The sequence below is a fragment of the Achromobacter sp. D10 genome (assembly GCF_035282245.1).
Classification (GTDB): domain Bacteria; phylum Pseudomonadota; class Gammaproteobacteria; order Burkholderiales; family Burkholderiaceae_B; genus Achromobacter; species Achromobacter insolitus.
This window is the reverse complement of the sequence record NZ_JAYJLE010000001.1, coordinates 358524-382376: the sequence shown is the minus strand read 5'-3', so window position 1 is coordinate 382376 and position 23853 is coordinate 358524. Positions and strand designations below refer to the sequence as shown.

Annotated in this window: 23 protein-coding genes; 8 read left to right on the top strand and 15 right to left on the bottom strand. The window is 66.3% G+C overall.

Translation table 11 applies throughout. The features are described 5' to 3' along the window. Window positions 1-555, bottom strand: coding sequence for a cob(I)yrinic acid a,c-diamide adenosyltransferase (locus VCS63_RS01820; RefSeq protein WP_042796016.1), 555 nt, complete (start codon window positions 553-555; stop codon window positions 1-3). Between the two features lie 209 nt (window positions 556-764). Between VCS63_RS01820 and VCS63_RS01815 the strand changes: the two genes are divergently transcribed. Next, window positions 765-1070: a copper-binding protein gene (locus tag VCS63_RS01815; protein WP_042796017.1), complete on the top strand. Its 306-nt coding sequence runs from the start codon at window positions 765-767 to the stop codon at window positions 1068-1070. 91 nt (window positions 1071-1161) lie between these two features. On the opposite strand, the gene hslU is transcribed toward VCS63_RS01815, so the two are convergent. From hslU to VCS63_RS01790, 5 genes are all read right to left on the bottom strand, one after another. Further along, a complete protein-coding gene (hslU, locus tag VCS63_RS01810) occupies window positions 1162-2496 on the bottom strand; it encodes an ATP-dependent protease ATPase subunit HslU (protein ID WP_042796018.1) in 1335 nt (444 codons plus the stop codon). 69 nt (window positions 2497-2565) lie between these two features. After that, the gene (gene hslV / locus VCS63_RS01805; protein ID WP_008160807.1) at window positions 2566-3105 is read right to left on the bottom strand and encodes an ATP-dependent protease subunit HslV; all 540 of its coding nucleotides are present in this window, start codon (window positions 3103-3105) and stop codon (window positions 2566-2568) included. Window positions 3106-3253: 148 nt separating this feature from the next. Further along, window positions 3254-3718 (bottom strand): RNA polymerase-binding protein DksA, encoded by a 465-nt coding sequence (dksA, locus tag VCS63_RS01800; protein WP_006389752.1) that lies wholly within the window; start codon window positions 3716-3718, stop codon window positions 3254-3256. A gap of 126 nt (window positions 3719-3844) precedes the next feature. Then, the gene (locus VCS63_RS01795; RefSeq protein WP_042796019.1) at window positions 3845-4963 is read right to left on the bottom strand and encodes a CobW family GTP-binding protein; all 1119 of its coding nucleotides are present in this window, start codon (window positions 4961-4963) and stop codon (window positions 3845-3847) included. Between the two features lie 389 nt (window positions 4964-5352). Next, window positions 5353-5859: a Fur family transcriptional regulator gene (locus VCS63_RS01790; protein WP_042796020.1), complete on the bottom strand. Its 507-nt coding sequence runs from the start codon at window positions 5857-5859 to the stop codon at window positions 5353-5355. Between the two features lie 331 nt (window positions 5860-6190). On the opposite strand from VCS63_RS01790, the gene VCS63_RS01785 reads away from it, so the two are divergent. The 5 genes from VCS63_RS01785 to VCS63_RS01765 are packed head-to-tail and all read left to right on the top strand — an operon-like array spanning window position 6191 to window position 10513. Continuing rightward, a complete protein-coding gene (locus VCS63_RS01785; protein WP_063961474.1) occupies window positions 6191-6910 on the top strand; it encodes a metal ABC transporter ATP-binding protein in 720 nt (239 codons plus the stop codon). Then, on the top strand, window positions 6907-7773 hold the full coding sequence (locus tag VCS63_RS01780; protein WP_063641464.1) for a metal ABC transporter permease: 867 nt from the start codon (window positions 6907-6909) through the stop codon (window positions 7771-7773). Before VCS63_RS01785 ends, VCS63_RS01780 begins: the two co-directional genes overlap by 4 nt. Before the next feature lie 21 nt (window positions 7774-7794). Next, the gene (locus tag VCS63_RS01775) at window positions 7795-8805 is read left to right on the top strand and encodes a metal ABC transporter substrate-binding protein (RefSeq protein WP_323878106.1); all 1011 of its coding nucleotides are present in this window, start codon (window positions 7795-7797) and stop codon (window positions 8803-8805) included. Beyond that, window positions 8766-9449: a DUF1007 family protein gene (locus tag VCS63_RS01770; protein ID WP_275300879.1), complete on the top strand. Its 684-nt coding sequence runs from the start codon at window positions 8766-8768 to the stop codon at window positions 9447-9449. Before VCS63_RS01775 ends, VCS63_RS01770 begins: the two co-directional genes overlap by 40 nt. A 53-nt stretch (window positions 9450-9502) precedes the next feature. Continuing rightward, entirely contained in the window at window positions 9503-10513 is a 1011-nt protein-coding gene (locus VCS63_RS01765; protein ID WP_323879038.1) for a nickel/cobalt transporter, read from the top strand. Window positions 10514-10579: 66 nt separating this feature from the next. On the opposite strand, the gene xerC is transcribed toward VCS63_RS01765, so the two are convergent. The 5 genes from xerC to VCS63_RS01740 are packed head-to-tail and all read right to left on the bottom strand — an operon-like array spanning window position 10580 to window position 14999. Next, entirely contained in the window at window positions 10580-11566 is a 987-nt protein-coding gene (gene xerC / locus VCS63_RS01760; protein ID WP_063641461.1) for a tyrosine recombinase XerC, read from the bottom strand. A gap of 18 nt (window positions 11567-11584) precedes the next feature. Beyond that, window positions 11585-12262: a DUF484 family protein gene (locus VCS63_RS01755; protein ID WP_063641460.1), complete on the bottom strand. Its 678-nt coding sequence runs from the start codon at window positions 12260-12262 to the stop codon at window positions 11585-11587. A 3-nt stretch (window positions 12263-12265) separates the two neighbouring features. Next, on the bottom strand, window positions 12266-13177 hold the full coding sequence (gene dapF, locus VCS63_RS01750; RefSeq protein ID WP_042796024.1) for a diaminopimelate epimerase: 912 nt from the start codon (window positions 13175-13177) through the stop codon (window positions 12266-12268). 30 nt (window positions 13178-13207) lie between these two features. Further along, window positions 13208-14098, bottom strand: coding sequence for a lysophospholipid acyltransferase family protein (locus VCS63_RS01745; protein WP_063641459.1), 891 nt, complete (start codon window positions 14096-14098; stop codon window positions 13208-13210). 34 nt (window positions 14099-14132) lie between these two features. Beyond that, the gene (locus VCS63_RS01740; RefSeq protein WP_063641458.1) at window positions 14133-14999 is read right to left on the bottom strand and encodes a lysophospholipid acyltransferase family protein; all 867 of its coding nucleotides are present in this window, start codon (window positions 14997-14999) and stop codon (window positions 14133-14135) included. A gap of 277 nt (window positions 15000-15276) precedes the next feature. Here VCS63_RS01740 and metK point away from each other — a divergent pair, with 277 nt between their 5' ends. After that, window positions 15277-16440 carry a methionine adenosyltransferase gene (gene metK, locus VCS63_RS01735; protein WP_042797501.1) on the top strand — a complete coding sequence of 388 codons (1164 nt, stop codon included), beginning with the start codon at window positions 15277-15279 and terminating at the stop codon, window positions 16438-16440. A 63-nt stretch (window positions 16441-16503) separates the two neighbouring features. On the opposite strand, the gene VCS63_RS01730 is transcribed toward metK, so the two are convergent. Beyond that, a complete protein-coding gene (locus VCS63_RS01730; protein ID WP_042796025.1) occupies window positions 16504-17931 on the bottom strand; it encodes an amidase in 1428 nt (475 codons plus the stop codon). An 80-nt stretch (window positions 17932-18011) separates the two neighbouring features. After that, window positions 18012-19328, bottom strand: coding sequence for an MFS transporter (locus tag VCS63_RS01725; RefSeq protein WP_042796026.1), 1317 nt, complete (start codon window positions 19326-19328; stop codon window positions 18012-18014). An 81-nt stretch (window positions 19329-19409) separates the two neighbouring features. Between VCS63_RS01725 and VCS63_RS01720 the strand changes: the two genes are divergently transcribed. Beyond that, window positions 19410-20414, top strand: a complete 1005-nt coding sequence (locus VCS63_RS01720; protein ID WP_063641456.1) for an Lrp/AsnC family transcriptional regulator — start codon at window positions 19410-19412, stop codon at window positions 20412-20414. A gap of 56 nt (window positions 20415-20470) precedes the next feature. Here the strand turns inward: VCS63_RS01720 and VCS63_RS01715 are convergent, their stop codons facing one another. Both VCS63_RS01715 and VCS63_RS01710 read right to left on the bottom strand, forming a co-directional pair. Then, entirely contained in the window at window positions 20471-22963 is a 2493-nt protein-coding gene (locus VCS63_RS01715) for a branched-chain amino acid ABC transporter ATP-binding protein/permease (RefSeq protein ID WP_175198729.1), read from the bottom strand. After that, window positions 22963-23841, bottom strand: coding sequence for a branched-chain amino acid ABC transporter permease (locus VCS63_RS01710; protein ID WP_164793546.1), 879 nt, complete (start codon window positions 23839-23841; stop codon window positions 22963-22965). Before VCS63_RS01710 ends, VCS63_RS01715 begins: the two co-directional genes overlap by 1 nt. Between the last annotated feature and the right edge of the window lie 12 nt (window positions 23842-23853).

The window sequence follows — 23853 nt, the reverse complement described above, 5'->3', positions numbered from 1 at the left end:
CTACTTGCGCGCCTGGGCGCCGGCCCAGAACGTGTCTTTCTGCCCCGCATGCTGGTTTATACAACGCGCCAGCACGAACATCAGGTCCGACAGGCGGTTCAGGTACAGGCGCACCGGCGGGTTTACCGGGTCGACCCGGGCCAGCGCCACGACGGCACGTTCGGCGCGGCGGCAGACCGTTCGTGCCACATGCGCCTGCGCCGAGCCGCGTGAGCCTCCCGGCAGGATGAACTCGCGCAAGGGCGCCAGGGTCTCGTTATAGTGGACCAGGCGGGCGTCCAGACGGGCGATGTGTTCGTCCGTCAGCGCGGTATGGCCAGGGATGCAGAGCTCCGCGCCCATGTCGAACAGATCATGCTGGATGGCCAGCAGGTCGGTGGATATATCGGCGGGCAGGTCTTCCGTCAGCAGAACGCCGATCACGCTGTTCAATTCGTCGACGTCGCCCATGGCTGCGATGCGCGGGGCGTCCTTGGGTGTCCGGGACCCGTCCCCAAGACCCGTGGTGCCGTCGTCTCCCGTGCGGGTGGCAATGACGGATAAGCGGTTGGCCATGGGAGCTCCTGAAATGAGTGACGAAAGGTATAGCTTTTGCGTCCAGCCATGATGCTCGGCGGCGCGGGCCGTGCGTTCAGCAATCAACTGTCAGAATTGTTGCGTCACGGCGGGGGAACTGTTGCACAAGGGCGGTATCCTAGCACTACGGATAGCAGGGGGCGGCGCATGCCGGCTCCACGCTTTTCTTGCAATCGGAGGATATCTGCATGGTTTTTGACCGCAAGTATGCAATACCCATGGCCGCAGCCGCGGTAGTGGCCGTCGTCACGCTGGCAGCGCCGCTGGCGTTCGCCCAGCAGGCAGAGGCCAGCGGGGAAGTGCGGCGCGTGGATCCGGCCGCCGGCAAGGTCACGATCAAGCACGACGCCATCAAACAACTGGACCTGCCCGCCATGACGCTGGTCTATGAAGCGGATCCGGCGTTGCTGGCCAAGATCAAGGCGGGCGACAAGGTGCGCTTCACCGCCGTTCGCAAGGACGGCAAGTACATGGTCACCGCGATCGCGAACTGACGCCGTCCGCTCGCCGCCCAAGAAAACGCCGTCCGTTGCCTCGAGGCGCCGGACGGCGTTTTGTCGTGAGCGCGCGGCGCGCGCCCGCGCTTTACAGCACGTAGCGCGCCAGGTCCTGGCTGCTGGCGGCTTCCGCCAATTGCGCGTTGACGTAGGCGGCGTCGATCTTCACGCTCTTGTCGCTGCTGGAAGTGGCGTCGAAGGACAGTTCGTCCAGCAGCTTTTCCATCACCGTGTACAGGCGACGGGCGCCGATGTTCTCGGTGGTTTCATTGACCTCGTAGGCCAGCTCGGCCAGGCGGCGCACGCCTTCTTCCGTGAATTCCAGCTGCAGGTCTTCGGTCGCCATCAGCGCCGTGTACTGCTTGGTGAGCGACGCGTCCGTGTCGGACAGGATGCGCACGAAGTCTTCGGCGGTCAGCGATTCGAGTTCGACGCGGATCGGGAAGCGGCCCTGCAGTTCGGGGATCAGGTCCGAGGGGCGCGACAGATGGAAAGCGCCGGACGCGATGAACAGGATGTGGTCCGTGCGCACCATGCCGTAGCGGGTGTTGACGGTGGTGCCTTCAACCAGGGGCAGCAGGTCGCGCTGCACGCCTTGGCGCGACACGTCCGCGCCGCCGGATTCCTGGCGGGCCGCGATCTTGTCGATTTCGTCCAGGAAGACGATGCCGTTCTGCTCGACATTGTTGATCGCCACGGTGCGCAGGTCTTCTTCGTTGACGCGCTTGGCGGCCTCTTCGTCGACGATCAGCTTGAAGGCCTCGCGCACCTTCATCTTCTTCGGCTTTTTCTTGTCGCGGGCCAGACCGGCAAACATGCCGCGCAGTTGCTCGGCCATTTCTTCCATGCCCGGGGGCGTCATGACGTCCATCTGCGGCACGGCCTGGGCGACTTCGATCTCGATCTCGAGGTCGTCGATCTTGCCCTCGCGCAGGCGCTTGCGGAAGGTCTGGCGGGCGCTGTTGTCCTCGCCGCGTTCCGGTTCACCGGAGGCGCCGCGCGCGGGCGGGACCAGGGCGTCCAGGATGCGGTCTTCGGCAGCGTCTTCCGCCTGGGTGCGCACGCGGCGCATTTCCAGTTCGCGGGTCTGCTTGATCGAGTATTCGGTCAAATCGCGGATGATGGTGTCGACGTCGCGACCCACGTAGCCCACCTCGGTGAACTTGGTGGCTTCGATCTTGATGAAGGGCGCGTTGGCCAGCTTGGCCAGGCGGCGCGCGATTTCGGTCTTGCCCACGCCGGTGGGGCCGATCATGAGGATGTTCTTGGGGTGGATCTCGTGGCGCAGGGGCTCGGCGACTTGCTGGCGGCGCCAGCGGTTGCGCAGCGCCACGGCCACGGCGCGCTTGGCACGGTTCTGGCCGACGATGTACTTGTCGAGTTCGGAGACGATCTCTCCGGGCGTCATGTTGGATGCGGACATGAGGGCGGATCCTTGAAGCTAGGGCGGGCTGGGGTGGGGCCGCGGCGCGCTGGGCGCCGCCAGCGGACGTCAGTCACCCAGCGTTTCGATGACGTGGTTCTGGTTGGTGTAAATGCAGAGGTCGCCGGCGATTTCCAGCGATTGCTTGACGATGGTCTCGGGCGGCAGCTCGGTATTGCGCAGCAGCGCAAGTGCGGCCGACTGGGCGTAGGCGCCGCCGGAGCCAATGGCCGCCAGGCCGTGTTCCGGTTCGAGCACGTCGCCGTTGCCGGTCAGCACGAGGGTGTGCTCGGCGTCGGCAACGATCAGCATCGCTTCCAGGCGGCGCAGCACGCGGTCGGTGCGCCAGTCGCGGGTCAGTTCGACCGCGGCGCGCATCAGATTGCCCTGGTGTTTTTCCAGCTTGGCTTCGAAGCGTTCCTGCAGGGTGAACGCGTCGGCGGTGGCGCCGGCAAAGCCGGCCAGAATCTTGTCGTGGTACAGGCGGCGGATCTTGCGGGCAGTGCCCTTGATGACGATGTTGCCCAGGGTGACCTGGCCATCGCCGCCCAGTGCGACGCGGTTGCCGCGGCGCACGCACACGATGGTGGTGGCGTGAAATTGTTCCATGCGTTCCTTCCTATGAAGGGATTAGCTGGGGGCGGTTCCGAGGAAATCAAGGCAGGACGATTGCGTCCCCTTTTGGAGCCGGCCTGAAAAAAAGGCCATGCTGGAAACCAGCATAGCCTTTCAGCGCATGGCTTGAATACGGGACGGATCAGTCGCCGTAGAGCTTCTGACGCATCTCGCGGCGTTCCTGCGCTTCGAGCGACAGAGTGGCCGTCGGGCGTGCCAACAGGCGCGGGATGCCGATGGGTTCGCCGGTTTCTTCACACCAGCCGTACTCGCCGCTGTCGATGCGGGCGATGGACTGTTGCACCTTCTTCAGCAGCTTGCGCTCGCGGTCGCGGGTACGCAGCTCCAGGGCGTGTTCTTCCTCGATCGTGGCGCGGTCGGCGGGATCGGGCACGAACTGGGTTTCCCGCAGGTGCTCGGTGGTCTCGCCGGCGTTGGCCAGGATGTCCTGCTCGAGTTGTTTGAGCCGTTCCTTGAAGAATGCCAGCTGGCGTTCGTTCATATAGTCGGACTCGGGCATGGCCAGCAATTCTTTCTCGCTGGGCAGATCAATCGCCGTATCGCTCGTCGACTTGCTTGATTTCTTGGTTGCTGCCTTGGTAGCCATGAAAACACTCCACTATGAATCGATCCTGGCGCGGGCGTCCATTCCCGGTCCGTATTACTTGTTGCCTACGCTATTCGTACCTCACAGTACTGCCTTCGTCGCATCACGTCACGTCAGGAAGGGGGATTACCCCGCCAGGCACTGCTCCAAGCCCCGGGTGAAAATCTCCTGGGGCAGCTTACGGCCGATGAAAACCATCTTCGTGGACGGTTTTTCGGCTGCGGTCCACGGCTTGCCGGGTTCGGCGCCCATCATCATGTGCACACCCTGGAACAACATGCGGCGGTTGATGCCCTTCATGTACAGGATGCCCTTGTAGCGCATCAGGTCGGGACCATAGACCTGCACCACGCCACCCAGGAATTCCTCAAGCCGCGCGGGATCGAACGGCTTGTTGGAACGGAACACGAACGCGCCGATTTCGTCGTCGTGCTGATGATGGTGATGATGATGGGCATGATTGCAATGCGCCCCGCACTCGCCTTCGTGATCATGGTCGTGATCGTGACCGTGGTCATGGCCATGCTCGTGTCCATGGTCGTGATCGTGGGCGGCGTCGGGGTGTTCATCGGCCAGGAAATCCGGGTCGATGTCCAGAATGGAATTCAGGTTGAAGCCGCTGATGTCAATGATGGACTTCAGATCGACTTCGCCGAAGTTGACCGGCGTGATCGGCGCGCGCGGGTTCATGTGAACCAGACGGTGGCGCAGCGCTTCGTAGTCGACTTCGTTGACCAAGTCCCGCTTCGAGATCAGGATGCGGTCGGCGAAACCGACCTGCTTCTGGGCTTCGGGTTGGGCGTCGAGGGTGGCCATGCCGTGCTTGGCGTCGACCACGGTAACCACCGCGTCCAGACGGTAGTACTCGGCGATATCGTCATCCATGAAGAACGTCTGGCAGACGGGGCCGGGGTTGGCCATGCCGGTCGTCTCGATGATGACGCGTTCGAAAGTCAGTTCGCCCGCTTCGCGCTTGGCACGCAGTTCACCCAGGGTGCGCATCAGGTCGCCGCGCACCGTGCAGCAGACGCAGCCGTTGGACAGCTCGATGATTTCTTCGTTGCTGTCCTGCACCAGCAGGTCGTTGTCGATGCTTTCCGGCCCGAACTCGTTTTCGATGACCGCGACGCGGCGGCCATGGTATTCGGTCAGGATGCGTTTGAGCAGGGTGGTCTTGCCCGCACCGAGAAAGCCGGTGAGGATGGTGACGGGAACCATTTTGTCCAAACTGCGCGGGGTGTTCATGGCGAAGCTGCTAGCGTGAAGTCAAGGCGTTAAACAGGAACTCTCGGCGGGGATCGCAACCCTGTTTTGCAACGCCGTCGTGCGACGTGTGAACGGGGTTTCCCAGTCTTTGCCGGAGGATGTTTGCCGCAGGCTGCATGGGCCGCCTGCAGCGGCCGGACGCAGGATTACAGCACAGTCGGGGGCAGGGGGCAAACCCAGGGTCAACCCTGGGGCCGTAGCCATCCAGATGGCGTCCGTACGCCGTCAAGTATCGGGCGATACCACTATTTGGGGGCGGTTTGCCGGATTTCAAGGGCGCGATGCGCACTTCCGGGCGAGCTGCCGCGTGCGGGCTTGCGCCTGAGGGTGGAGAGGCAGGGCAGTGCCTGCCCCGCAGGCACTAATTCTTAATGATGGTGGTGGCCGTGGCCGGCGTCCGCGGCGGGCTGCTTTTGCTGGCACTGGGGACACAGCGCGCGGATTTCGGTTTCATGCGTCGCCAGGACGTAACCGGTCTGGGCCACGCGTTCGGCCAATTGGCGGCTCATGGCGGGGTCGGACACTTCCGCGACTGCACCGCAGCCCGTACAGACCACCAGCAGGTCATGGGGGGCGCCGCCGGCATCGTGGCAGGCGCTCCAGGCGTTGACCGCATCCAGGCGGTGGATCAGGCCCTCGTCCATCAGGAAGTCCAGGGCGCGGTACACGGTCGGGGGCGCGGCTCCTGGATGCACCGCGCGCATCGCGTCCAGCAATTCATAGGCCTTCAGGCTGCGGCCATGCCGCAGCAGCAGTTCCAGCACCTTGCGGCGTATGGGGGTGAGGCGGCGTCCGCGCTGCTCGCATAGCGCTTCGGCGACGCTGAGCTGGGCGCCGACGGTATCGCTGCGAGGGGGGCGGGGCGGTGCGGACATGGCTGGCTTTATCTCTATGGGAAACGCGCGCAATGCGCGCGAGATGCCTGGAAGGTAGCAGAAAACATCCGGCTGCGGGCGAACGCCGAAGAATCAAGCCTTTTAGTTATGATATAACATAATAAAAACGGGCTGCAGCCGAAATTCTCCTCCGCATTCCTTCCATGTCCCATTTCACGCTTTTGCCCCGGCGGCCCGACGCCCCGTTCCGGCAAACCCTTCCACCGCGTTCCGCCTTCCTGGTCTCAGCCTGGCGCCGCATGGGTATCGCCCTGGCCGCCGTGGCCTTGCTTTGGACCTTGACCGGCTGGGCACTGGACTGGTGGCCGCGATGAACGCGCCGGTCACGATCGAGCTGGCAGATGCTTCTTTCGGCTGGCATGGGCACGCGGCGCTCAAGTCCGTGTCGGGACGTTTCGCCGCGGGCGCCATGACCGCCGTGGTGGGGCCCAACGGCGCCGGCAAGTCCACCCTGATCAAGGGCATCATGGGCGTGCTGCGTCCCATGGCCGGCAGTGTGCGCATCAGCGGCGGGGGGCGATCGGAGCTGGCCTGGCTGCCCCAGGCCGCCGAGTTGGACCGTTCATTTCCGGTGTCGGTGCTTGACCTGGTGGCCATGGGCGCGTGGCGTCGCGTGGGGGGATGGCGCCGCTATGCCAATGAAGAGCTGGACCGTTGCATGGACGCGCTGGAAACCGTGGGCATGGCGGACGCGGCAGGACGCGGCGTGGACGCACTGTCGGGTGGACAGATGCAGCGCGCGCTGTTTGCGCGGATGTTGATGCAGGATGCGCCCGTGCTGCTGCTGGACGAACCCTTCGCCGCGGTGGACAGCCATACGGCAGATGACCTGATGGCTTTGCTCTGCGGACTGCATGGACAGGGCCGTACCGTGATCGCGGTGCTGCATGACCTGGACCTCGTGCGCGACCACTTCCCCGAATGCCTGCTGTTGTCCGGTTCGGTGGTGGCCTGGGGCAATACCGATGACACCCTGAATGACGCGCATTTGAAGCGGGCGCGGCAATGGTCGGCGGAGAGCCGCGCATGAGCCTCGCGCAATGGGTGCTTTCGCCCTTCCTCGACTACGGATTCATGCGGCGCGCGCTGGCGGGCGCCTGCGCCCTGTCGCTGGGCGCTGCCCCCCTGGGCGTGTTCCTGGTGCTGCGGCGCATGAGCCTGATGGGCGATGCCATGTCGCACGCCATCCTGCCGGGGGTGGCGGCGGGCTTCTTGCTGGCCGGCCTGTCGCTGGGCGCGATGATGCTGGGCGGCATCGTCACGGGACTGGCCGTGGCCCTGCTGGCGGGGCTCGTGGCGCGCCTGACTCCGTTGCGCGAAGACGCCAGCTTCGCGGCCTTCTACCTGATATCCCTGGGGCTGGGCGTGCTGCTCGTGTCGCTGCGCGGCTCCAACATGGATCTGCTGCATGTGTTGTTCGGCACGGTGCTGGGGCTGGATGACGCGGCGCTGCTGCTGGTTACCGCCACGGCCAGCGTGACGCTGCTGGTGTTGGCCGCGATCTACCGACTGCTGGTGGCCGAATGCCTGGACCCGGGCTTCCTGCGCGCCAGCGGCGGCGGCGGAGGCTGGGTTCACATGGGGTTCCTGGTGCTGGTGGTGGTGAACCTGGTGGCGGGATTCCAGGTGCTGGGCACGCTTATGGTGGTCGGCATGATGATGCTGCCCGCCGCCGCCGCGCGCTTCTGGGTCCGCTCGGCTGCCCGCCAGATTCCGCTGGCCGCGGGATTGGGTGTGGCGGCCTCGGTGGCGGGTCTGCTCATTTCGTACCACTACAACGTGCCCGCCTCGCCCGCCATCATTCTGGCGGCCGGCGCCTGTTATCTGTTTTCCATCGTGGGCGGTCCGCAAGGCGGACTGCTGCCGGCGCGGCGCCGCATGCGCCGGGCCTGACTTATCAATAGGAGATACGCCATGCGTTTCCAACCCCTGGCACGCCGCCGCGCGCTGCTTGCCATGGCAGGCTTGTGCCTGTCCACGCTGTTCGGCGTCGCGCATGCCGCCGAGCCGCTGAAAGCCGTGGCCAGTTTTTCCATCCTGGGCGACATCGTGCGCGAAGTGGGTGGAAAGGATGTCGACGTGGCTACGCTGGTGGGCCCCGACGGCGACGCGCACGAATACGAGCCCACGCCCGGCGATGCCAAGAAACTGGCCGCCGCGCGCGTGCTGTTCGTCAACGGCCTGGATTTCGAGACCTGGATGCCGCGCCTGGCGAAGGCATCCGGCTTTGGCGGCGCCACCGTGGTCGCTTCCCAGGGGGTGAAGGCGCGTAAGTTCGCGGGCGACGGGCATGATGATGACCACGACCACGACCACGACCACGACCACGACCACGACCACGACCACGACCACGACCACGATCAAGAACACCAACATGGTCACGGTCACCATCATGGCGGCGCCGATCCGCACGCATGGCAGGACCTGGCCAATGGCGTGATGTACGCGCGCAATGTGGCGGAGGGTCTCGCCGCCGCCGACCCGGCGCACGCGCAAGCGTACCGCCAGCGCGCCGAGGCCTATGTCGCGCGCCTGCAAGCGCTGGATGCCCAGGTCCGCAAGACCTTTGCCGCAATCCCGGCCGAGCGCCGCAAGATCGTGACTTCGCACGATGCCTTCGGCTACTTTGGCGATGCCTACGGCGTAGCCTTTATCCCCGCGATGGGGGTGTCGACCGATGCGGAGCCCGCCGCAGGCGAGGTGGCCCGCATCATCGAGCAGGTCAAGCGCGAACGCGTGCCGGCGGTCTTCGTGGAAAACATCAGCAGCCCCAGACTGGTCCAGCAGATTTCCCGCGAAACCGGCGCCAAGGTGGGTGGTACGCTTTATTCCGATGCCTTGTCCAAACCTGGACAGCCCGGCGCTACCTATCTGGAAATGTTTGAATGGAACGCAAGTCAGCTCGCCGCGGCCATGCAGCCTTGACCGCGGCGGGGATGCTGCTGGCGGCAGGCGCCGCCAGCGCGCACCCCCATATGTGGATCGATGCCCGCGCGGCCATCGATATCGATGAACAGCAGCGCATCACTGCGGTGCGGCAGGTCTGGCGTTTCGACGACATGTTCGGCGCCTACGCCACGCAGGGTTTGAAGAAGGGCAAGGACGGCTCGTTGTCGCCCGAGATCCTGCAGGGCATGGCGCGGGACTGGATGCAGGCGCTGGGCGAGCCGATCTCGCACTACTTCACCCGCGTTACGGTGGACGGCAAGACGGCCGTGTTTGCGGCCCCGCGCGATGCGCGCGTCGACTGGGATCCGAAGACGACGCGGCTGACGCTGTCCTTCACCCTGCCTCTGGCCACACCCGTGGCGCCAGGCGCCCGCGGCGCGCAGGTGGATATTTACGATCCCACCTATTTCGTGGCCTACGCTTTTGAGGAAAGCGGCGCAGTCTCGCTGGGCGGCCAGGACACCCGTGCCTGTACATCCGCCTACCGCAAGCCCAAGGAACTGGATTGGAAAACCATGCAGCAACTGGCCGCTATCCCGGCCGACCCGGACGCCTTGCCGGACGAGCTATTCGCCATCACCAAAGGACTCACGCATCGCATCGAGGTACGTTGCCCCTAGCGCCGGCCTTGCTGCTATTGACGGTTTTGCTGCTGGGCGGGGCGGGCGCCGCCATGGCCCAGGGCGCGCATCCCTTTGGCGTGCCGGAAAGCGGCGCGGGCATGGGCGGCCCAGGTTGGCTGGCTGGCTTTTTCGGCCAGGTGTCCGTTTGGCAGAGCCATTTTTACCGGCAGTTGACGGGGGCGGTGCGCGCCTGGCAGGCGGACGGTGGCGCAGCCTGGACCTTGATCGGTCTGTCGTTCGCATACGGTGTGTTCCACGCGCTGGGGCCCGGGCATGGCAAGGCGGTGATCTCTTCCTATGTGCTGGCCAATCGCCAGACCGCCCGCAATGGCGCGCTGCTGGCGTTGGTGTCCGCGTTGATCCAGGCCTTGGTGGCGATCGCGCTGGTGGCGGCGTTGGCGCTGGTCTTCAATGCCACGGCTGCAACGATGAACAACGCGACACGCTGGCTTGAGCTGATTTCCTACGCCTTGGTGACGTTGCTTGGGACGTGGCTGGTGTGGGTCAAGGCAATCCGTCCGTTACTGCGGGGGCGGGCCAGGCGCGTGTCCGTTGCTGCCGCCCATGACAGCCATGGCCATTTCCACGGCAGCGGGGATGCGCACGCTCATGGGCACGCCCACGTGGATGCCCACCCGCATGCCCACCCGCACCACAATCTTCACGATCACGGGGCAGATTGCGCCTGCGGCCATTCGCATGCGCCGGCGCCGGAGCAAGTCGCGGGCCCGCTCAACTGGCGCCGCGCATGGGCAGCGGTACTGGCCGTGGGGCTACGTCCATGTAGCGGCGCGCTGATCGTGCTGGTGTTCGCCCTGGCGCAAGGCTTCTTTCTGGCTGGCGTGGCCTCGGCCCTGGCGATGGGACTGGGTACCGGACTGACCGTGGCGGTGCTCGCCTGCCTGGCCGTTGCAGCGGGCGGCGCGGCCGAGCGCATCGGCCACCGCCTGTCCAGCAAAGGCGCGGCGCGTTTGCGCTACGGCGTGGAAGCGCTGGCGGCATTGGCGGTGTTGTTGCTGGGCGTGATGCTGCTGGGCGGCGTGATAGCGGGAGGCGGGTAGTCGCCGCGCCCGCGGGCTTTCTCTACGCGGGCGACATTCAGGGCGTATGCAAGCGGCCTCGGCCGTTCAGGATTTGCGTCCGGCCCGAGGATGCGCCTGGTCGTAGGCGCGGGCCAGATGCTGGAAGTCCAGCCGCGTATAGATCTGGGTGGTGGAGATGTTGGCGTGGCCCAGCATTTCCTGCACCGCGCGCAAATCCTGCGCGGATTGCAGCACATGGCTGGCGAAGCTGTGGCGCAGCACGTGCGGGTGCACATGCGTGGGCACGCCGGCTTGTTGCGCGATGCGGGCCAGCTGCAACTGCACCACGCGTGGCGAGATGCGGCGTCCGCGCGCGCCGAGGAACAACGCGGCCGCGTCCTCGGGCTGTGCCGTGAAGGGGGCCAGTTGCGGGCGAACCGCAATCCATTTGCGCAGGGCCGCCAGGGCGGCTTGGCCCACCGGTACCGAACGGCGCTTGCCGCCCTTGCCCAGCACGACGACCTCGGCCTCTTCGAGGCTTAGCCAGCCGCGCGATTCGTAATCGCCGGAACGCTGGTAGCGCAGGTCCAGCCCGACGAGTTCCGACAGCCGCAGGCCGCTGGAATAAAGCAGTTCGAGCATGGCCTGGTCGCGCAGCGCTGCGGGCTCGGTGGCCACTTGTGCGGGCGGGCGGTCCAGCAGGGCCTGGGTCTGTTCCACGGACAAGGCCTTGGGCAGGCCGCGCGGCGCCTTGGGCGCGCGCACGCCGGCCACGGGATTGCCGGCCAGCTCGATTGCCGGGGCCCACCATTGATAGAAGCCGCGCCATGCCGCCAAGGTGCGCGCCAGGCTGCGCGGCCCGCGGCCCTGGGCATGCAGGCGCGCCACGAACTGACGGATATGGCCGTTGCCGATCTTGTCCAGCGGAAGCTTGGCGTGGTCGGCCAGGTCGCGCAGGAAATGCAGCTCGCGGCGGTAGCCGTCCAGCGTATGAGGGGAATAGCGCCGATTCGTTTCCAGATGGCGCAGCCAGGCGCTCATGGCGTCCGGCAGGGGAGTTTCGGGCGGGGCCGTATCTGGTGTTTTCGACATGGCGTCCGCCCGCGTCCGCTAGGCCTTGGGCGAGGCTGGATTCAGGCGATGCAGTGCCGCCGAAGCCAGCTGGCCGATGGATTCCAGGAACGTGGTGCCCATTTCGGGGTTGAAGCGCTCGGGGTCGTCCGAGCCCAGCACCAGCAGGCCGACGGCGGGGCCGTCCGCTTCCAGGCGTAGCGGCACCAGCGCCAGCGATTTGGGCTTGGCGTCCAGCCAGCCGGCCGCTTCGAATTCGGTATCGGTGCCGCAGTAAGGCGTCTTCAGGCTATCGGTGAAGGTGCGCACATCCTGCGTGACGGGTTCGCCGTAGCCGGTCGCCGGCAGTTCCGACAGGTCCCAAAGGCGCAGCGCCACGTGGTTCAGCTCGAACTGTTCGGCCAGCCCCAGGGCGATTTCGCCGGGCACGTGTTGCGGATCGCATTCGGACAGCAGGCGGCAGCACCATTTGGCCACATGCGTGCCGATGCTTTCATTGGCAGTGGCGTTGCGTACGAGTTCGTTCAGGCGCCATTCCAGTTCGCGGTTGCGCTCGCGCAGCGTGAGGATCTGGCGCTCGCCCAGAGAAATGGCGCGCGAGCCATGCGGATGGGGCACTTGAAGCGTGGCGAAGACATCCGCGTGGTCGTCGAAGAAGCCAGGGTTCTCTTGCAGGAAACCAGCGATATCCTGGGCGGTAAAAGCAGTATCAGTCATGGCTTATCGGTTCAGCCCCATGGAGAAGACGAGCTTGTCGATGTCGACCTGCCCCGTGAAAACGGACTCGGCGGGACCGGTCATGCGCAGTTGCTCGCCATTCCAGGCGACGGTGAGCATGCCGCCGCGAGTTTGCACGCGTACTGGCGAGTCCAGCAGGCCGCGGCGGATGCCGGCAGCGACCGCGGCGCAGGCGCCGGTGCCGCAGGCCAGGGTCTCGCCCGCGCCGCGTTCGAACACCCGCAGGCGGATGTTGTTGCGGTCCACCACCTGCATGAAACCGGCGTTGACGCGGCGCGGGAAGCGAGGATGGGTTTCGATCAGCGGACCGAGGACGGACACGGGCGCGGTGTCGACGTTGTCCACCACCTGCACCGCGTGCGGATTGGAAATGGCCACGGCCGAAACCGCGACCGTGCGCGGCAGGCCCGCAGGGGCGTCCAGTTCCAGTTCCCACAGCGTGTCCTGGCCTTGGGTGCGCGAGGCCAGGCCGGCGGTGTCGAAGGGGAGCGCGGCAGGCTCGAAGCGCGTACTGCCCATGTCGACGGTGACCTGTTCGTCGTCGCCTTCATCCAGGACCAGGATGCCGGTCGCGATCTCGGCGCGCAGCGGGTTGCGGTCGGACAGGCCTTGTTCGTGCACGAAGCGCACGAAGCAGCGCGCGCCGTTGCCGCAATGTTCGACCTCGCTGCCATCGGAATTGAAAATGCGATAGCGGAAGTCCGCGTCCGGGCGGGTCGCGCGTTCGACCAGCAGGATCTGGTCGGCGCCGATGCCGAAATGCCGGTCGCCCAGGGCGCGGGCGCGCTCGGGCGTCATTTCGATGGTCTGGCGGACCCCGTCGAGTACGACGAAATCGTTGCCCGCGCCATGCATTTTGGTGAAGTTCCAGTTCATTACCGGATTATCGCCCATATTGGGGAACGGGCGGCGCGAGCCCGAAATTCAATAGAGCTTGGGTTCGCCGGGCGGACGGGTCTTGAAGCGGCGATGGACCCAGTAGTACTGGCTGGGGCAGCGGCGCACCCAGGATTCGAGCTCGAGGTTCAGGCGGGCCGTGGCGTCTTCCAGCGAGTCCTCCCCCGGGAAGTCGGCCAGCGGCGGCAGAACTTCGACATGATAGCGGCCGGTATCCGGGTTCCAGAAGTCCAGGATCGGCAGCACGGCGGCATCCCATTTCTTGGCCAGTTGGGCGGTGGCCAGCAAGGTGGCCGCCGGCACGCCGAAGAAGGGCGCGAAGGTGGCGCCCTGGCGCCCGAAGTCCATGTCCGGCAGGTAATAGACGGGGCGGCGCTCGCGCAGATGCCGGATCAGGTCGCGCACGCCGTCCTTGCGGCTGACCAGGAACACTTCGTTAAAGCGCTTGCGGCCCGCCGCCACGATGGCGTCGACCTGGGGGTCGCTTTGCGGCGTGTACATGGTGGCGCCGCTGGGCACCTCCATGGTGAGCCGCGTGGCGGCGGCGTCCAGTCCGATGAAATGCGGCGCCAGCAGGATGACTGGGCGGCCTTGCGCGACCAGTTCGTTGATCCGTTCCGCGCCGCTTTGCGTCACCATCTCTTTAATGGCCTCGGGCGTGCCGTACCAGAGCACGCCGCGGTCGACGATGGATTGCGCCAGCGCGCGGAAGTGGTCCGCGACCCATTGTTCGCGGACATGTTCGGGCTGGTCGGGAAAGCACAGTTCGAGATTGCGGCGCACGATGCGCGTGCGCGACTTGGCCAGCCGCGGCGCCAGCCAGCCCAGGCCTGCGCCGATGCGCAATCGCGTCGACGGCTTGATGCGGCCGAACCATTTCAACAGGGATACCAGCGCGCGCGTTTTGAAATCAGTCATGGTGAGCAATATGGAGCGGACGGGGCGCAGCGGTTCAATTCGCCGGGGACGCGGGGTCGACGGCAGGCGCCGCGGGCGCGCCGCGCGGCGTCTTGTAGCGGTTGTAGCTCCAGAGGTATTGCTCCGGGCACCGGCGGATCAGCGTTTCCATGGCTGCGTTGAGCAGCGCTGCCTGCGCTTCGGCGTCCGCAGGCAGAGGCTCGGGCACACGCACATAGTGGATCCGCCAGCCCCGGCCTCCGGGCAACCGTTCGCCCGCGGTCAGGATGATGGGTACGCCCGTCTGCGTGGCCAGCTTGCCGGGCAGCGTCATGGTGTAGGCCATGCGCCCGAAGAACGGCGCCCAGACACCGTCGCCCACGCTGGGTGCCTGGTCGGGCAGCATGCCGACGGATTCGCCGCGGCGCAGGGCGCGGACGAATTCGCGCACGCCTTGCATCGTGGCTGGCACGGCATTGACGGCCGAGGTGTTGCGCGCGGTTTCCAGCAACGGGGCCAGGATATCCTTGCGCGGGGGCCGGAACATGACCGTCATGGGCATCTGGCGGGCCAGGTAGCGGGCCGTGATCTCGAAGCAGCCCAGATGCGGCGTCAGGAACAGGATGCCCCGGTTTTCGGCGCGGGCCGCGCTGACGATGTCGTTGTCGTCCGATACGACCTGGGCCAGGCTTTGCTCGTTGCGGAACCAGACGCGCGGGCTCTCCAGGATCATGGCGCCGATTTCACCCGCTGCGCGCCGCGCGAAAGCAGGATCGGCGTAGCCGGCCTGGATCGCATTGGCCTGCAGCCGCTGGCGGTACTTGCCCGGCCAGGCGTAGATCGCGCGCCCGGCGAGACGCCCCACGGCGTGCGCGACGGAGAGGGGCAGGGCGGCGAATAGTCTGAACAGGAAGAGCAGCATGCGGCAGGAAAGTGGGACGGGCGGAAAGTGCGCCGGGCTCAGGGAGAATATGCATACGCCCCTGGCTTTTGGCGGCAGAACCGCATTTTCGCTTAAAATAGGTCAGTCGCCGAGTTAACCGACAACTTGCGGGGCGACGGCAAGGGTGTAGCGCTTTGCGCGCCTTTTGCCAAATCCGCTAAAGCGTCGCGCCCAGATTAGCGTGTGTCATGCGTCGGGGGTGCAACGCGCCTCGTGAACCTATGCGCCGGCAATGCCGGCCACCAAGGACGCATCTGTGGCCAACAACGACTTTCTCTTTACTTCCGAATCCGTCTCTGAAGGGCATCCTGACAAGGTTGCCGACCAGATCTCCGACTCGATCCTGGACGCCATTTTCACGCAGGACCCGAATGCGCGCGTCGCAGCCGAGACGCTGTGCAACACCGGCCTGGTAGTGCTGGCTGGCGAGATCACCACCACCGCCAACGTCGACTACATCCAGGTCGCGCGCGACACGATCCGCCGCATCGGCTACGACAACACCGAATACGGCATCGACTACAAGGGCTGCGCGGTGCTGGTCGCCTACGACAAGCAGTCGCCGGACATCGCCCAGGGCGTGGACCGCAGCTCCGAAGACTACCTGAACCAGGGCGCGGGCGACCAAGGCCTGATGTTCGGCTATGCCTGCGACGAAACCCCTGACCTGATGCCTGCCCCGATCTGGTACGCGCACCGCCTGGTGCAGCGCCAGAGCGAATTGCGCAAGGATGGTCGCCTGCCGTGGCTGCGTCCGGACGCCAAGTCCCAAGTGACCTTCCGCTACATCGACGGCCGCCCGGCTGAAGTCGACACGGTGGTGCTGTCGACCCAGCACGCGCCCGAGGTTTCGCAAGAGACCATCCGCGAAGCGGTGATCGAAGACATCATCAAGCCCAGCTTCCCGGAAGGCCTGATCACGCCGAAAACGAAGTTCCTGGTCAACCCGACCGGCCGCTTCGTCATTGGCGGCCCGCAAGGCGATTGCGGCCTGACCGGCCGCAAGATCATCGTCGACACGTACGGTGGCGCATGCCCGCACGGCGGTGGCGCGTTCTCGGGCAAGGATCCGTCCAAGGTCGACCGTTCGGCCGCCTACGCCGCCCGCTACGTGGCCAAGAACATCGTGGCCGCAGGCCTGGCGCGCCAGTGCCAGGTGCAGGTCAGCTACGCCATCGGCGTGGCCGAGCCCATCAACATCACGGTCTACACGGAAGGCACCGGCGTCATCCCCGACGACCAGATCGCCAAGCTGGTGCGCGAGCACTTCGACCTGCGCCCGAAGGGCATCGTCAACATGCTGGATCTGCTGCGCCCGATCTACGCCAAGACTGCCGCCTATGGCCACTTCGGCCGTTCCGAGCCGGAATTCTCGTGGGAAGCCACGGACAAGGTTCAGGCGCTGAAAAAGGGTCTGTAAGCCGCCATTCAGGTGCATGAAGGCCCCCGCAATGCGGGGGCTTTTTTGTTGTCGGCGCGGATCTTACAGTCCCCACTCCGACAAATCCGGCCGGCGCGTAGCGGGCGCCAGCACCGGTTCCAGCGCCGCCGCACAGTCCAGCAGGGCGGCGTCGGCGCCAGCGGGCGCCAGCAGTTGCACCGCCATGGGCATGCCTTCCGCGTCAAAGCCCGCCGGCAGCGAGATAGCGGCTGCGCCGAGGAAGTTGGCGGGACGCAGCAACTTGCCCAGGCCGGCGTGGCGCGTATCGTCCGCATCCAGCGCCTGCGCGGCCTGGTCGCAGGCGGGCATCAGCAAGGCGTCGTGGCCCTGCATGGCTTGGGCGAAGGCGGCCATATCGGCGGCGCGGCGTTGCAGCGCGGCTTCATAGTCCGCCTGCGCGATGCGGCCGCCGGCCGCGATGCGTTTGCGGACCACTTCCCACAGCGGCTGGGCCGCGTCTTCCGCCAGCGTGCCGTAATAACGGTACGCCTCGTAGGCCAGCACCAGTGAGTTGTCGTCGGCCATGCGGGCGAACGAAAGCGTCGCGGGCGGATGCCAGGGCGTGGGCGTGTAGCCCGCCCGTGCCAGGGCTTCTTCGGCTTCGTGCCAGGCTCGCTGGCCGGCGTCCGCCAGGGATGCGGGCCACGCTTCGGGCGCCAGTACCGCGATCGGGCCCGGGGTGCGCACGGCGGGTCGGCGCAAGGCGGCGATGGCGCCTGCCGGCAGATCCAGCGTGGCGGTGTCGTCGATATCCGGTCCAGCCAGCAGTTGCGTCAGCAGACGGGCGTCCGCCACGTTGCGCGTGATTGGGCCCAGCACGTCCAGCGTGTCCGACAGCGGCAGGCAGCCAGCGCGGCTGATGACGCCGCTGGATGGTTTGTAGCCGACCACGCCGTTCAGCGCGGCGGGCGCGCGCACCGAGCCGCCGGTGTCGCCGCCCAGCGCCAGTGGCGCCAAGCCCGCGGCCACGGCTACGCCCGCGCCGCTGGACGAGCCGCCCGGCGCGCGCGCGAGCCGGGCGTCCCAGGGGTTGCGCGCCGTGCCCTGCGTGGGGTTCTGGCCCGACAGGCCGAACGCGAACTCGGTCATGCGGGTCTTGCCCAGCACCACCATGCCCCGCGCGGCCAGCATGCGCAGCGGCGCCGCCGTCTCGCTGCTGATCCGTCCCTGCAGGGCGCGCGAGCCAAGGCTCGCACTGACGCCTTCCCATTGGACGCTGTCCTTCACCGCCACGGGCACGCCATGCAAGGGGCCCAGCAGAATGCCCGCGTCGCGCAGGCGGTCGGCGGCATCCGCCTGGGCCAGCGCGCGCTCGGCCGTGACTTCGCTGTAGGCGGCCAGCGCAGGCGCGCGTTCGATGCGGTCCAGGAAGTGCGTGGTGACCTGGCGCGAACTGAGTTCGCGCCGGCGGATGGCGCTGGCAAGGGCCAGGGCGTCTTGGAAATGCAGGGCGTTGTCTTGTGCTGGCATGGGTCTCATCGAAAAAGAAAAGGCTTTCCGGCCCTTGCGGGAACCGGAAAGCGCTAGTGCGTGACGCTCGTTCTCTCTAGTTATTTCAGGCTCTGGCCCTTGGTCTCAGGCATGCGGATGAAGGTGATCAGCGTGATCACGGCGCCCGCAAGCACGTAGTAGAAGAACCAGCGTTCCATGCCTTTGCTTTGCAGCCAGGTCAGCAGATAAGGCGTCGTGCCGCCCAGCAGCGCCACGACCAGGTTGTAAGGGGTACCGATGCCCACGGCGCGCACGCTGGTGGGAAACTGCTCGGACATGATGGCCGGCGCAATGGAGGTGTACATGGCGTACAGCACCAGGCCGAACAGCTCCACCGCCAGGATCGAACCGAACGAGGGGCCCAGCGTGGTCATCAGCGGGTAGAAGAAAACCAGGTAGCCCGCGGCGAAGAAGATCAGCTGCGGCTTGCGTCCGATGCGGTCGGACAGGATGCCGAACAGGGGCTGCACCAGCATGAACACGACCAGCGCAACGGTGTTGGCGGCGAACGCGGTCTTCGGATCCGCGTGCACCTGGCGGATGGCGTAGGTGGGCACATAAGCCACGAAGATGTAGAACGCGAAGGTGGTCAGGATGGAAAAGCCCACGATGCGCAGCACTTCGCGCGGGTGGTCGCGCAGCAGGGTGCGCAGCGGCTGCTTTTCCACGCCAGCCTTCTTGGCGTGCGAAAACGCCTCGGTTTCGGGGATCGAGCGGCGGATCCACATGCCCGCCAGGCCGCCCAGGGCGCCCAGCAGGAACGGAATGCGCCAGCCCCAGGCCGCCATGTCGGCCTTGGTCAGCGTCGACGTCAGCACCCAGCCGATGGCCGAGGCGGCCAGAATGCCGACGGCGGCGCTGAAGAACACGAAGCTGGAGTAGAAGCCGCGCTTGTTGGGCGGCGCCATTTCTGCCAGGAAGGTCGTGGCCGATGCATACTCTCCGCCCAGCGACAACCCTTGCAGAAGGCGCGCGGCGGTCAGCAGCAGCGGCGCGGCCAGGCCGATGGTGGCGTAGGTAGGGGTGATGGCAATGATCAGCGAGCCGCCGGCCATCATCAGGATCGTCAGGCCCAACGCGGCCTTGCGACCGTAGCGGTCCGAAAAGATGCCCAGCAGCCAGCCGCCCACCGGGCGCATGAAGAAGCCCACCGCGAAAATGCCGAACGTCGCCAGCAGGGCGGCGGTTTCGTTGCCTTCGGGGAAGAACTGGCTGGAAAAGAATATGGCGAAGGAAGCGTAGATGGTCCAATCGAACCATTCCACAGCATTGCCTACACTACCGGCCAGAATGGTGCGCGAGCGGGAAACGGGCGCGGTGCCGGCCGAGGCGGCTGCCCCCTGCTGCTTGCGCAGGGGCGCTGAAGTGCTGCTCATGAAAACCTCAAATAAGAATTTATTTTTGGTCAAAAAGACCGTTTAATTTTGTGTTTTTATCAATGCGCGAACGTTAATTTAATGAATATGGACACGTCAAGTAAGGGTAAGCCCCTAGCCCCAGGGCTGGACGACACCGATCTCGCCTGCCTGATCGCGCTGCAGGCGGACCCCCGCGCGTCCTGGCGCGAGCTGGGCGCGGCCACAGGCATTGCCGAGCGCACGGTCGCGCGCCGCATCAAGCGCCTGATGGATGCGGACGCCTTGCGTGTCATTGCCGAACCCGATCCGTTGGCCACTGGCCGGGGCGTGGTGCTGCATGCCTGGGTGCGCTGCCGCTCGGGCCGTGTGCCGGAGGTAGCGGACCAGCTCGCGCGCCTGGACATCAGTCAACTGGTGGTCACGCTTGCCGGCTCGGCCGACCTGATGGCCGAACTGACGTTGGCGGATGCCGCCGACATGCCGGACGTGGTAACGCGAGTGCTGCCATCCATCGACGGCGTGGAACACGTGGAGGCGCGGCTGGTGCTGCGGCCGTTCCGACGCGCGGGGCAGTGGCGCATCCAGGCTCAGGCCGATGCCGCTGCCGAATCCGCCCTTGCGCAACCGCCCGCCGCCCTGACGGACTCCGAACAGCGCATGGTGGCCTATTTGATGCGCGACGGCCGCGCCAGCCTGGCCGAACTGGCCGAGCACGCCGGCGTCAGCGAACCCACCGCGCAGCGCCTGCTGCACAACATGGTGGAGCGCCGCGCGCTGAGCTTCCGCGTCGAGGTAGAGCCAGCGCTGGTGGGCTTCCCGGTAGAGGCGGTGATTTCCGTGCAGGTGCGCCCGCAAGCCGTGGACGCGCTGGCCGCCCATTTGGCGCTGGACCCCAATACGCGGTGCCTCTTCGGCACCAGCGGAGCATCCCAGCTGTTCTGGCACGTGTTGTGCCGTGACAGCCTGCATTTATGGGACGTGGTGACGCGCCGCCTGGGCGAGCTGGACGGCGTGCTGAACAGCGAAGTCGGCGTGGTGATGCGGGCGCACAAGCGCTGCGGCATCGTACGAGCCGGCGCGCGGCTGGCGGCCGAGGCGGGGTAGCGTTGCCGGTTTCAAGGGCAATGCTCCCGCGCATGTCGGCGATTGCCTCGGCGGATCTAGCCGCCCAGGTACGCGCGGGCGAGGGTTCCGTCCCGCGCGATATCCTGGGCCGTGCCGTGCGCGGCCACCCGGCCTGAATCGAGCACGTAGGCGCGGTCAGCCAGGGCCAGCGCCAGCGGGGCCATCTGATCCACCAGCAGGATCGTCATGGATTCCGAACGCAGGCGGTCCAGGGAGTCGAACAGCTCATCGATGATTCGGGGAGCCAGACCCAGCGACGGCTCGTCCAGCAGCAGGATGACAGGCTTGGACATCAGTCCGCGCGCGATCGCCAGCATCTGTTGTTCGCCGCCGGACAACAGCCCGGCGCGTTGATGCAGGCGTTCGCGCAGCCGCGGAAAGCGCGTCAGCATTTCTTCCACGCGCGCCTCGCGGTCCTGCGGATGCAGGAACGCGCCGAGGCGGATATTGTCCAGCACGCTCAGGCCAGGAAAGACCTGGCGACCCTCGGGCACGAGCACCAGGCCGCGCGCCACGATGCGATCGGCGGAGAGTCCGTTCAGCTCCAGCCCCTGCAGATGCATGCCGCCTTGCACAGGCCGGTGCAGCCCGGCCAGGGTGCGCATCAACGTTGACTTGCCGGCGCCATTGGCGCCCAGCAGCGCAACCATTTCACCCTGACGCACTTGCAGATCGATGCCATGCAGCACCGGATTGGCGCCGTAGCCGGTGACCAGATTGCCCACGCCCAGCACTTCCGGAGCCATGGGAGCGCCTTCGGGCCTGTGGCGGGTCTCCCGTTCCTTGCGGGCGGCTTCATCGCCCAGATAGGCCTGGCGCACGGCGGGCGATTGCTGGATGTCGGTCGGGCAGCCCTGCGCCAGTTCCCGGCCCGCGTCTATGGCGACGATGTGATCCGACACCCCCATGACCAGCGCCATGTCATGCTCTACCAGCAGGACGCCGGTGCCGGCCTGGGCGATGCGGCGCAGCAGCGTGGCCAGGCGCGTCTTGTCCTCGCGTGACAGGCCCGCGGCGGGTTCGTCCATCAGCAGGATGTCGGCGTCCGTGGCCAGCGCCCGAGCGATTTCCACCAATCGCCGGTCCACGTGCGGCAGGTCGGCCGCAGGCGCGTCCAGCGCGCCTTCGTAGCCGCAGAATGCCAGCAGCGAGCGAGCTCGTTCGCGCACGTCCGGCGCCAGGTAGCGGCGCGATGCGAGCAGGCCGCCCAGCCGGCCGCGCGCCATGCCTAGCGCTACGTTGTCTTCCACGGTCAGCGTGTCGAACAATTGCGACGTCTGGTAGGTGCGGCCTATGCCATGGCGCGCAACGCCGTACGCGGGCAAACCGGCCAATGGCGCGTCTCCCAGCGCGACTGCGCCGCTGGTTGGCTGGTAGTAGCCGCTGAGCATGTTGATGACGGTGGACTTGCCCGCGCCATTCGGTCCGATCAGCGCGGTCACCGCGCCCGGCTGCACGACGAAGGAAACTGCCTGGACGGCGCGCACGCCGCCGAATGTCATGGTCAGCATCTCCGCGCGCAACGGGCGCCGCAGACGGTTCCCGCTGAAAATGACGCCGCCCGTGCGGGGCGTCAGCGCATGGGCCCGCGCATGGCGCCGCCAGCGCGACAGGAGTCCGACCATGCCTTCGGGCGCCGCCCACAGCACAACAAGCAGAAAGGCCCCAAAGAACAGCAGGCGGTATTCCTCTAGGCCGGATAGCAGTTCCGGCAGCAGTCCCACGACGACCGCGCCCAGCAAGGGTCCCGCCAGCGAGCCCGCGCCGCCCAGCGTTACCGCGAGCACGAACAGGATCGATTGCATGAAGTTGAAGTTGTGCGGCGTGATCATGCCGGCTTGGGGCGCGTAGAGTCCGCCCGCCAGGCCCACTAGTGCGGCTGAAACCATGAACGCTACGGTTTTGACTGCCAGAGGATTGATGCCGATGGATTCGCTGGCCGTTTCGCTGTCCTTGACCGCGCGCATCGCCGCGCCCCACGTGCCGCGCGACAGCAGCGCATAGGCAGCCAGCGCCGCGAACACCGTCACGATGGCCAGCATGGCGACGCCGCGATCTCCGCCGATGCCGCCCAGCGAGGGCTGCGCGATTCCCATCAAGCCGTTCTGGCCGCCGGTGACCTCTCCGCCTTCGATCAACGCGTGTTCCACGATGAATCCGAAGGCGATAGTGATCATTGCCAGGTAAGGGCCCTTCACGCGCAGCGCGGGTAGAGCCAGCAATAGCCCAAAGGCGCCGGCGACGAGCGCCGCCGCCGGCCAGGCCAGCCAGAAGCTCCAGCCCGCCTGGCCGGTCAGGATGGCGACGGTATACGCGCCAATGGCGTAAAAGCCAGCATGGCCGAACGACATTTGTCCGGTCAAACCCAGCAAAACGTTCAGTCCAATGCCGGCAAGCGCCAGCAGCGCCATGTTGCCCAGCACGAAAACGTAATAACCGTTGACCGTTGCCGCCATGGCCAGGGCTGCCGCGGCCAGGAGGGCATAAAGCGCCAGCGCCGCATGGCGCGATGCGAGTTTGTTTTCCATCAGACCTTCCTGAGGTCGGCGCGTCCGAACAGTCCGTTGGGAAGCAGGGCCAGTATGACGATCACCAGGGTGAAGCTGATGATCTGGGTGTATCCGGAACCGAGAACCACGGTGATCAGCGCTTCGGCCACGCCGAACAGCAGCCCGGCGAGCATTACTCCCCAGGCGCTGGTGATGCCGCCCAGGATCGCGACCACATAGGCTTTCAGGCCGAAGAGGGTGCCCATATCCGCCTGTACGTTGAAAAGCGGCGCGACCAGTGCGCCGGCAACGCCGGCGAACAGCGTCGACGCCGCGAACGCGGCCATGATCGCGTGGCGCACTGGAATACCCATCAGCCGCGCCGCGCTGGGGTTTTGCACCACCGCCAGCAGCGCCACGCCCCAGCGCGTGCGATGCGAAAAGGTGTGCAGCGCTGCGGCCAACGCTAGGCCGACCACCGGGATGAGCAATTGCAGCGGGTAGATGCCCAGGCTCAGTCCACTGATCTCCAGCGGCGCTTGCGCCAGCGGCGAGGGCAGGCTGCGCGGCTCTTTGCCGAAGGTGAACATCACGATATTGTCCAGGACGATGCCGAGCGCCACGGTGGACATCAGCCAGGCATTGGAGCCGCGGCTTGCGAACGGCCGCACGGCCAGGCGTTCGACCACCAGGCCGTACAGCGCGCAAAGCGCCAATGCGACCAGCAGGGCGGCTGTCAGAGGCCAACCCAGTGTCTGCGCGAACGTGTAGGTCAGCACGGCGCCCAGCATCATGGAACTGCCCTGGGCAAAGTTCACCGTGCCCGACACGGCGTAGGTCAGGTAAAAGCCCAGGGCCATGAGTCCATACATGCTACCCAGCCCCAGGCCGCTGACGATGGCGGACATCAACAACATGCGTGTCTCCCG

What these genes read in the sequence shown, in the direction of transcription:
- xerC (WP_063641461.1), bottom strand. Translation starts at nt 11,566, where the DNA reads ATGTCGAAAACACCAGATACGGCCCCGCCCGAAACTCCCCTGCCGGAC.
- VCS63_RS01780 (WP_063641464.1), top strand. Translation starts at nt 6,907, where the DNA reads ATGAGCCTCGCGCAATGGGTGCTTTCGCCCTTCCTCGACTACGGATTC.
- dapF (WP_042796024.1), bottom strand. Translation starts at nt 13,177, where the DNA reads ATGGGCGATAATCCGGTAATGAACTGGAACTTCACCAAAATGCATGGC.
- VCS63_RS01790 (WP_042796020.1), bottom strand. Translation starts at nt 5,859, where the DNA reads ATGTCCGCACCGCCCCGCCCCCCTCGCAGCGATACCGTCGGCGCCCAG.
- VCS63_RS01795 (WP_042796019.1), bottom strand. Translation starts at nt 4,963, where the DNA reads ATGAACACCCCGCGCAGTTTGGACAAAATGGTTCCCGTCACCATCCTC.
- VCS63_RS01770 (WP_275300879.1), top strand. Translation starts at nt 8,766, where the DNA reads ATGGAACGCAAGTCAGCTCGCCGCGGCCATGCAGCCTTGACCGCGGCG.
- VCS63_RS01710 (WP_164793546.1), bottom strand. Translation starts at nt 23,841, where the DNA reads ATGTTGTTGATGTCCGCCATCGTCAGCGGCCTGGGGCTGGGTAGCATG.
- hslU (WP_042796018.1), bottom strand. Translation starts at nt 2,496, where the DNA reads ATGTCCGCATCCAACATGACGCCCGGAGAGATCGTCTCCGAACTCGAC.
- VCS63_RS01765 (WP_323879038.1), top strand. Translation starts at nt 9,503, where the DNA reads ATGGCCCAGGGCGCGCATCCCTTTGGCGTGCCGGAAAGCGGCGCGGGC.
- dksA (WP_006389752.1), bottom strand. Translation starts at nt 3,718, where the DNA reads ATGGCTACCAAGGCAGCAACCAAGAAATCAAGCAAGTCGACGAGCGAT.
- VCS63_RS01720 (WP_063641456.1), top strand. Translation starts at nt 19,410, where the DNA reads ATGAATATGGACACGTCAAGTAAGGGTAAGCCCCTAGCCCCAGGGCTG.
- VCS63_RS01820 (WP_042796016.1), bottom strand. Translation starts at nt 555, where the DNA reads ATGGCCAACCGCTTATCCGTCATTGCCACCCGCACGGGAGACGACGGC.
- VCS63_RS01740 (WP_063641458.1), bottom strand. Translation starts at nt 14,999, where the DNA reads ATGCTGCTCTTCCTGTTCAGACTATTCGCCGCCCTGCCCCTCTCCGTC.
- hslV (WP_008160807.1), bottom strand. Translation starts at nt 3,105, where the DNA reads ATGGAACAATTTCACGCCACCACCATCGTGTGCGTGCGCCGCGGCAAC.
- VCS63_RS01755 (WP_063641460.1), bottom strand. Translation starts at nt 12,262, where the DNA reads ATGACTGATACTGCTTTTACCGCCCAGGATATCGCTGGTTTCCTGCAA.
- VCS63_RS01775 (WP_323878106.1), top strand. Translation starts at nt 7,795, where the DNA reads ATGCGTTTCCAACCCCTGGCACGCCGCCGCGCGCTGCTTGCCATGGCA.
- VCS63_RS01715 (WP_175198729.1), bottom strand. Translation starts at nt 22,963, where the DNA reads ATGGAAAACAAACTCGCATCGCGCCATGCGGCGCTGGCGCTTTATGCC.
- VCS63_RS01745 (WP_063641459.1), bottom strand. Translation starts at nt 14,098, where the DNA reads ATGACTGATTTCAAAACGCGCGCGCTGGTATCCCTGTTGAAATGGTTC.
- VCS63_RS01725 (WP_042796026.1), bottom strand. Translation starts at nt 19,328, where the DNA reads ATGAGCAGCACTTCAGCGCCCCTGCGCAAGCAGCAGGGGGCAGCCGCC.
- VCS63_RS01815 (WP_042796017.1), top strand. Translation starts at nt 765, where the DNA reads ATGGTTTTTGACCGCAAGTATGCAATACCCATGGCCGCAGCCGCGGTA.
- VCS63_RS01785 (WP_063961474.1), top strand. Translation starts at nt 6,191, where the DNA reads ATGAACGCGCCGGTCACGATCGAGCTGGCAGATGCTTCTTTCGGCTGG.
- VCS63_RS01730 (WP_042796025.1), bottom strand. Translation starts at nt 17,931, where the DNA reads ATGCCAGCACAAGACAACGCCCTGCATTTCCAAGACGCCCTGGCCCTT.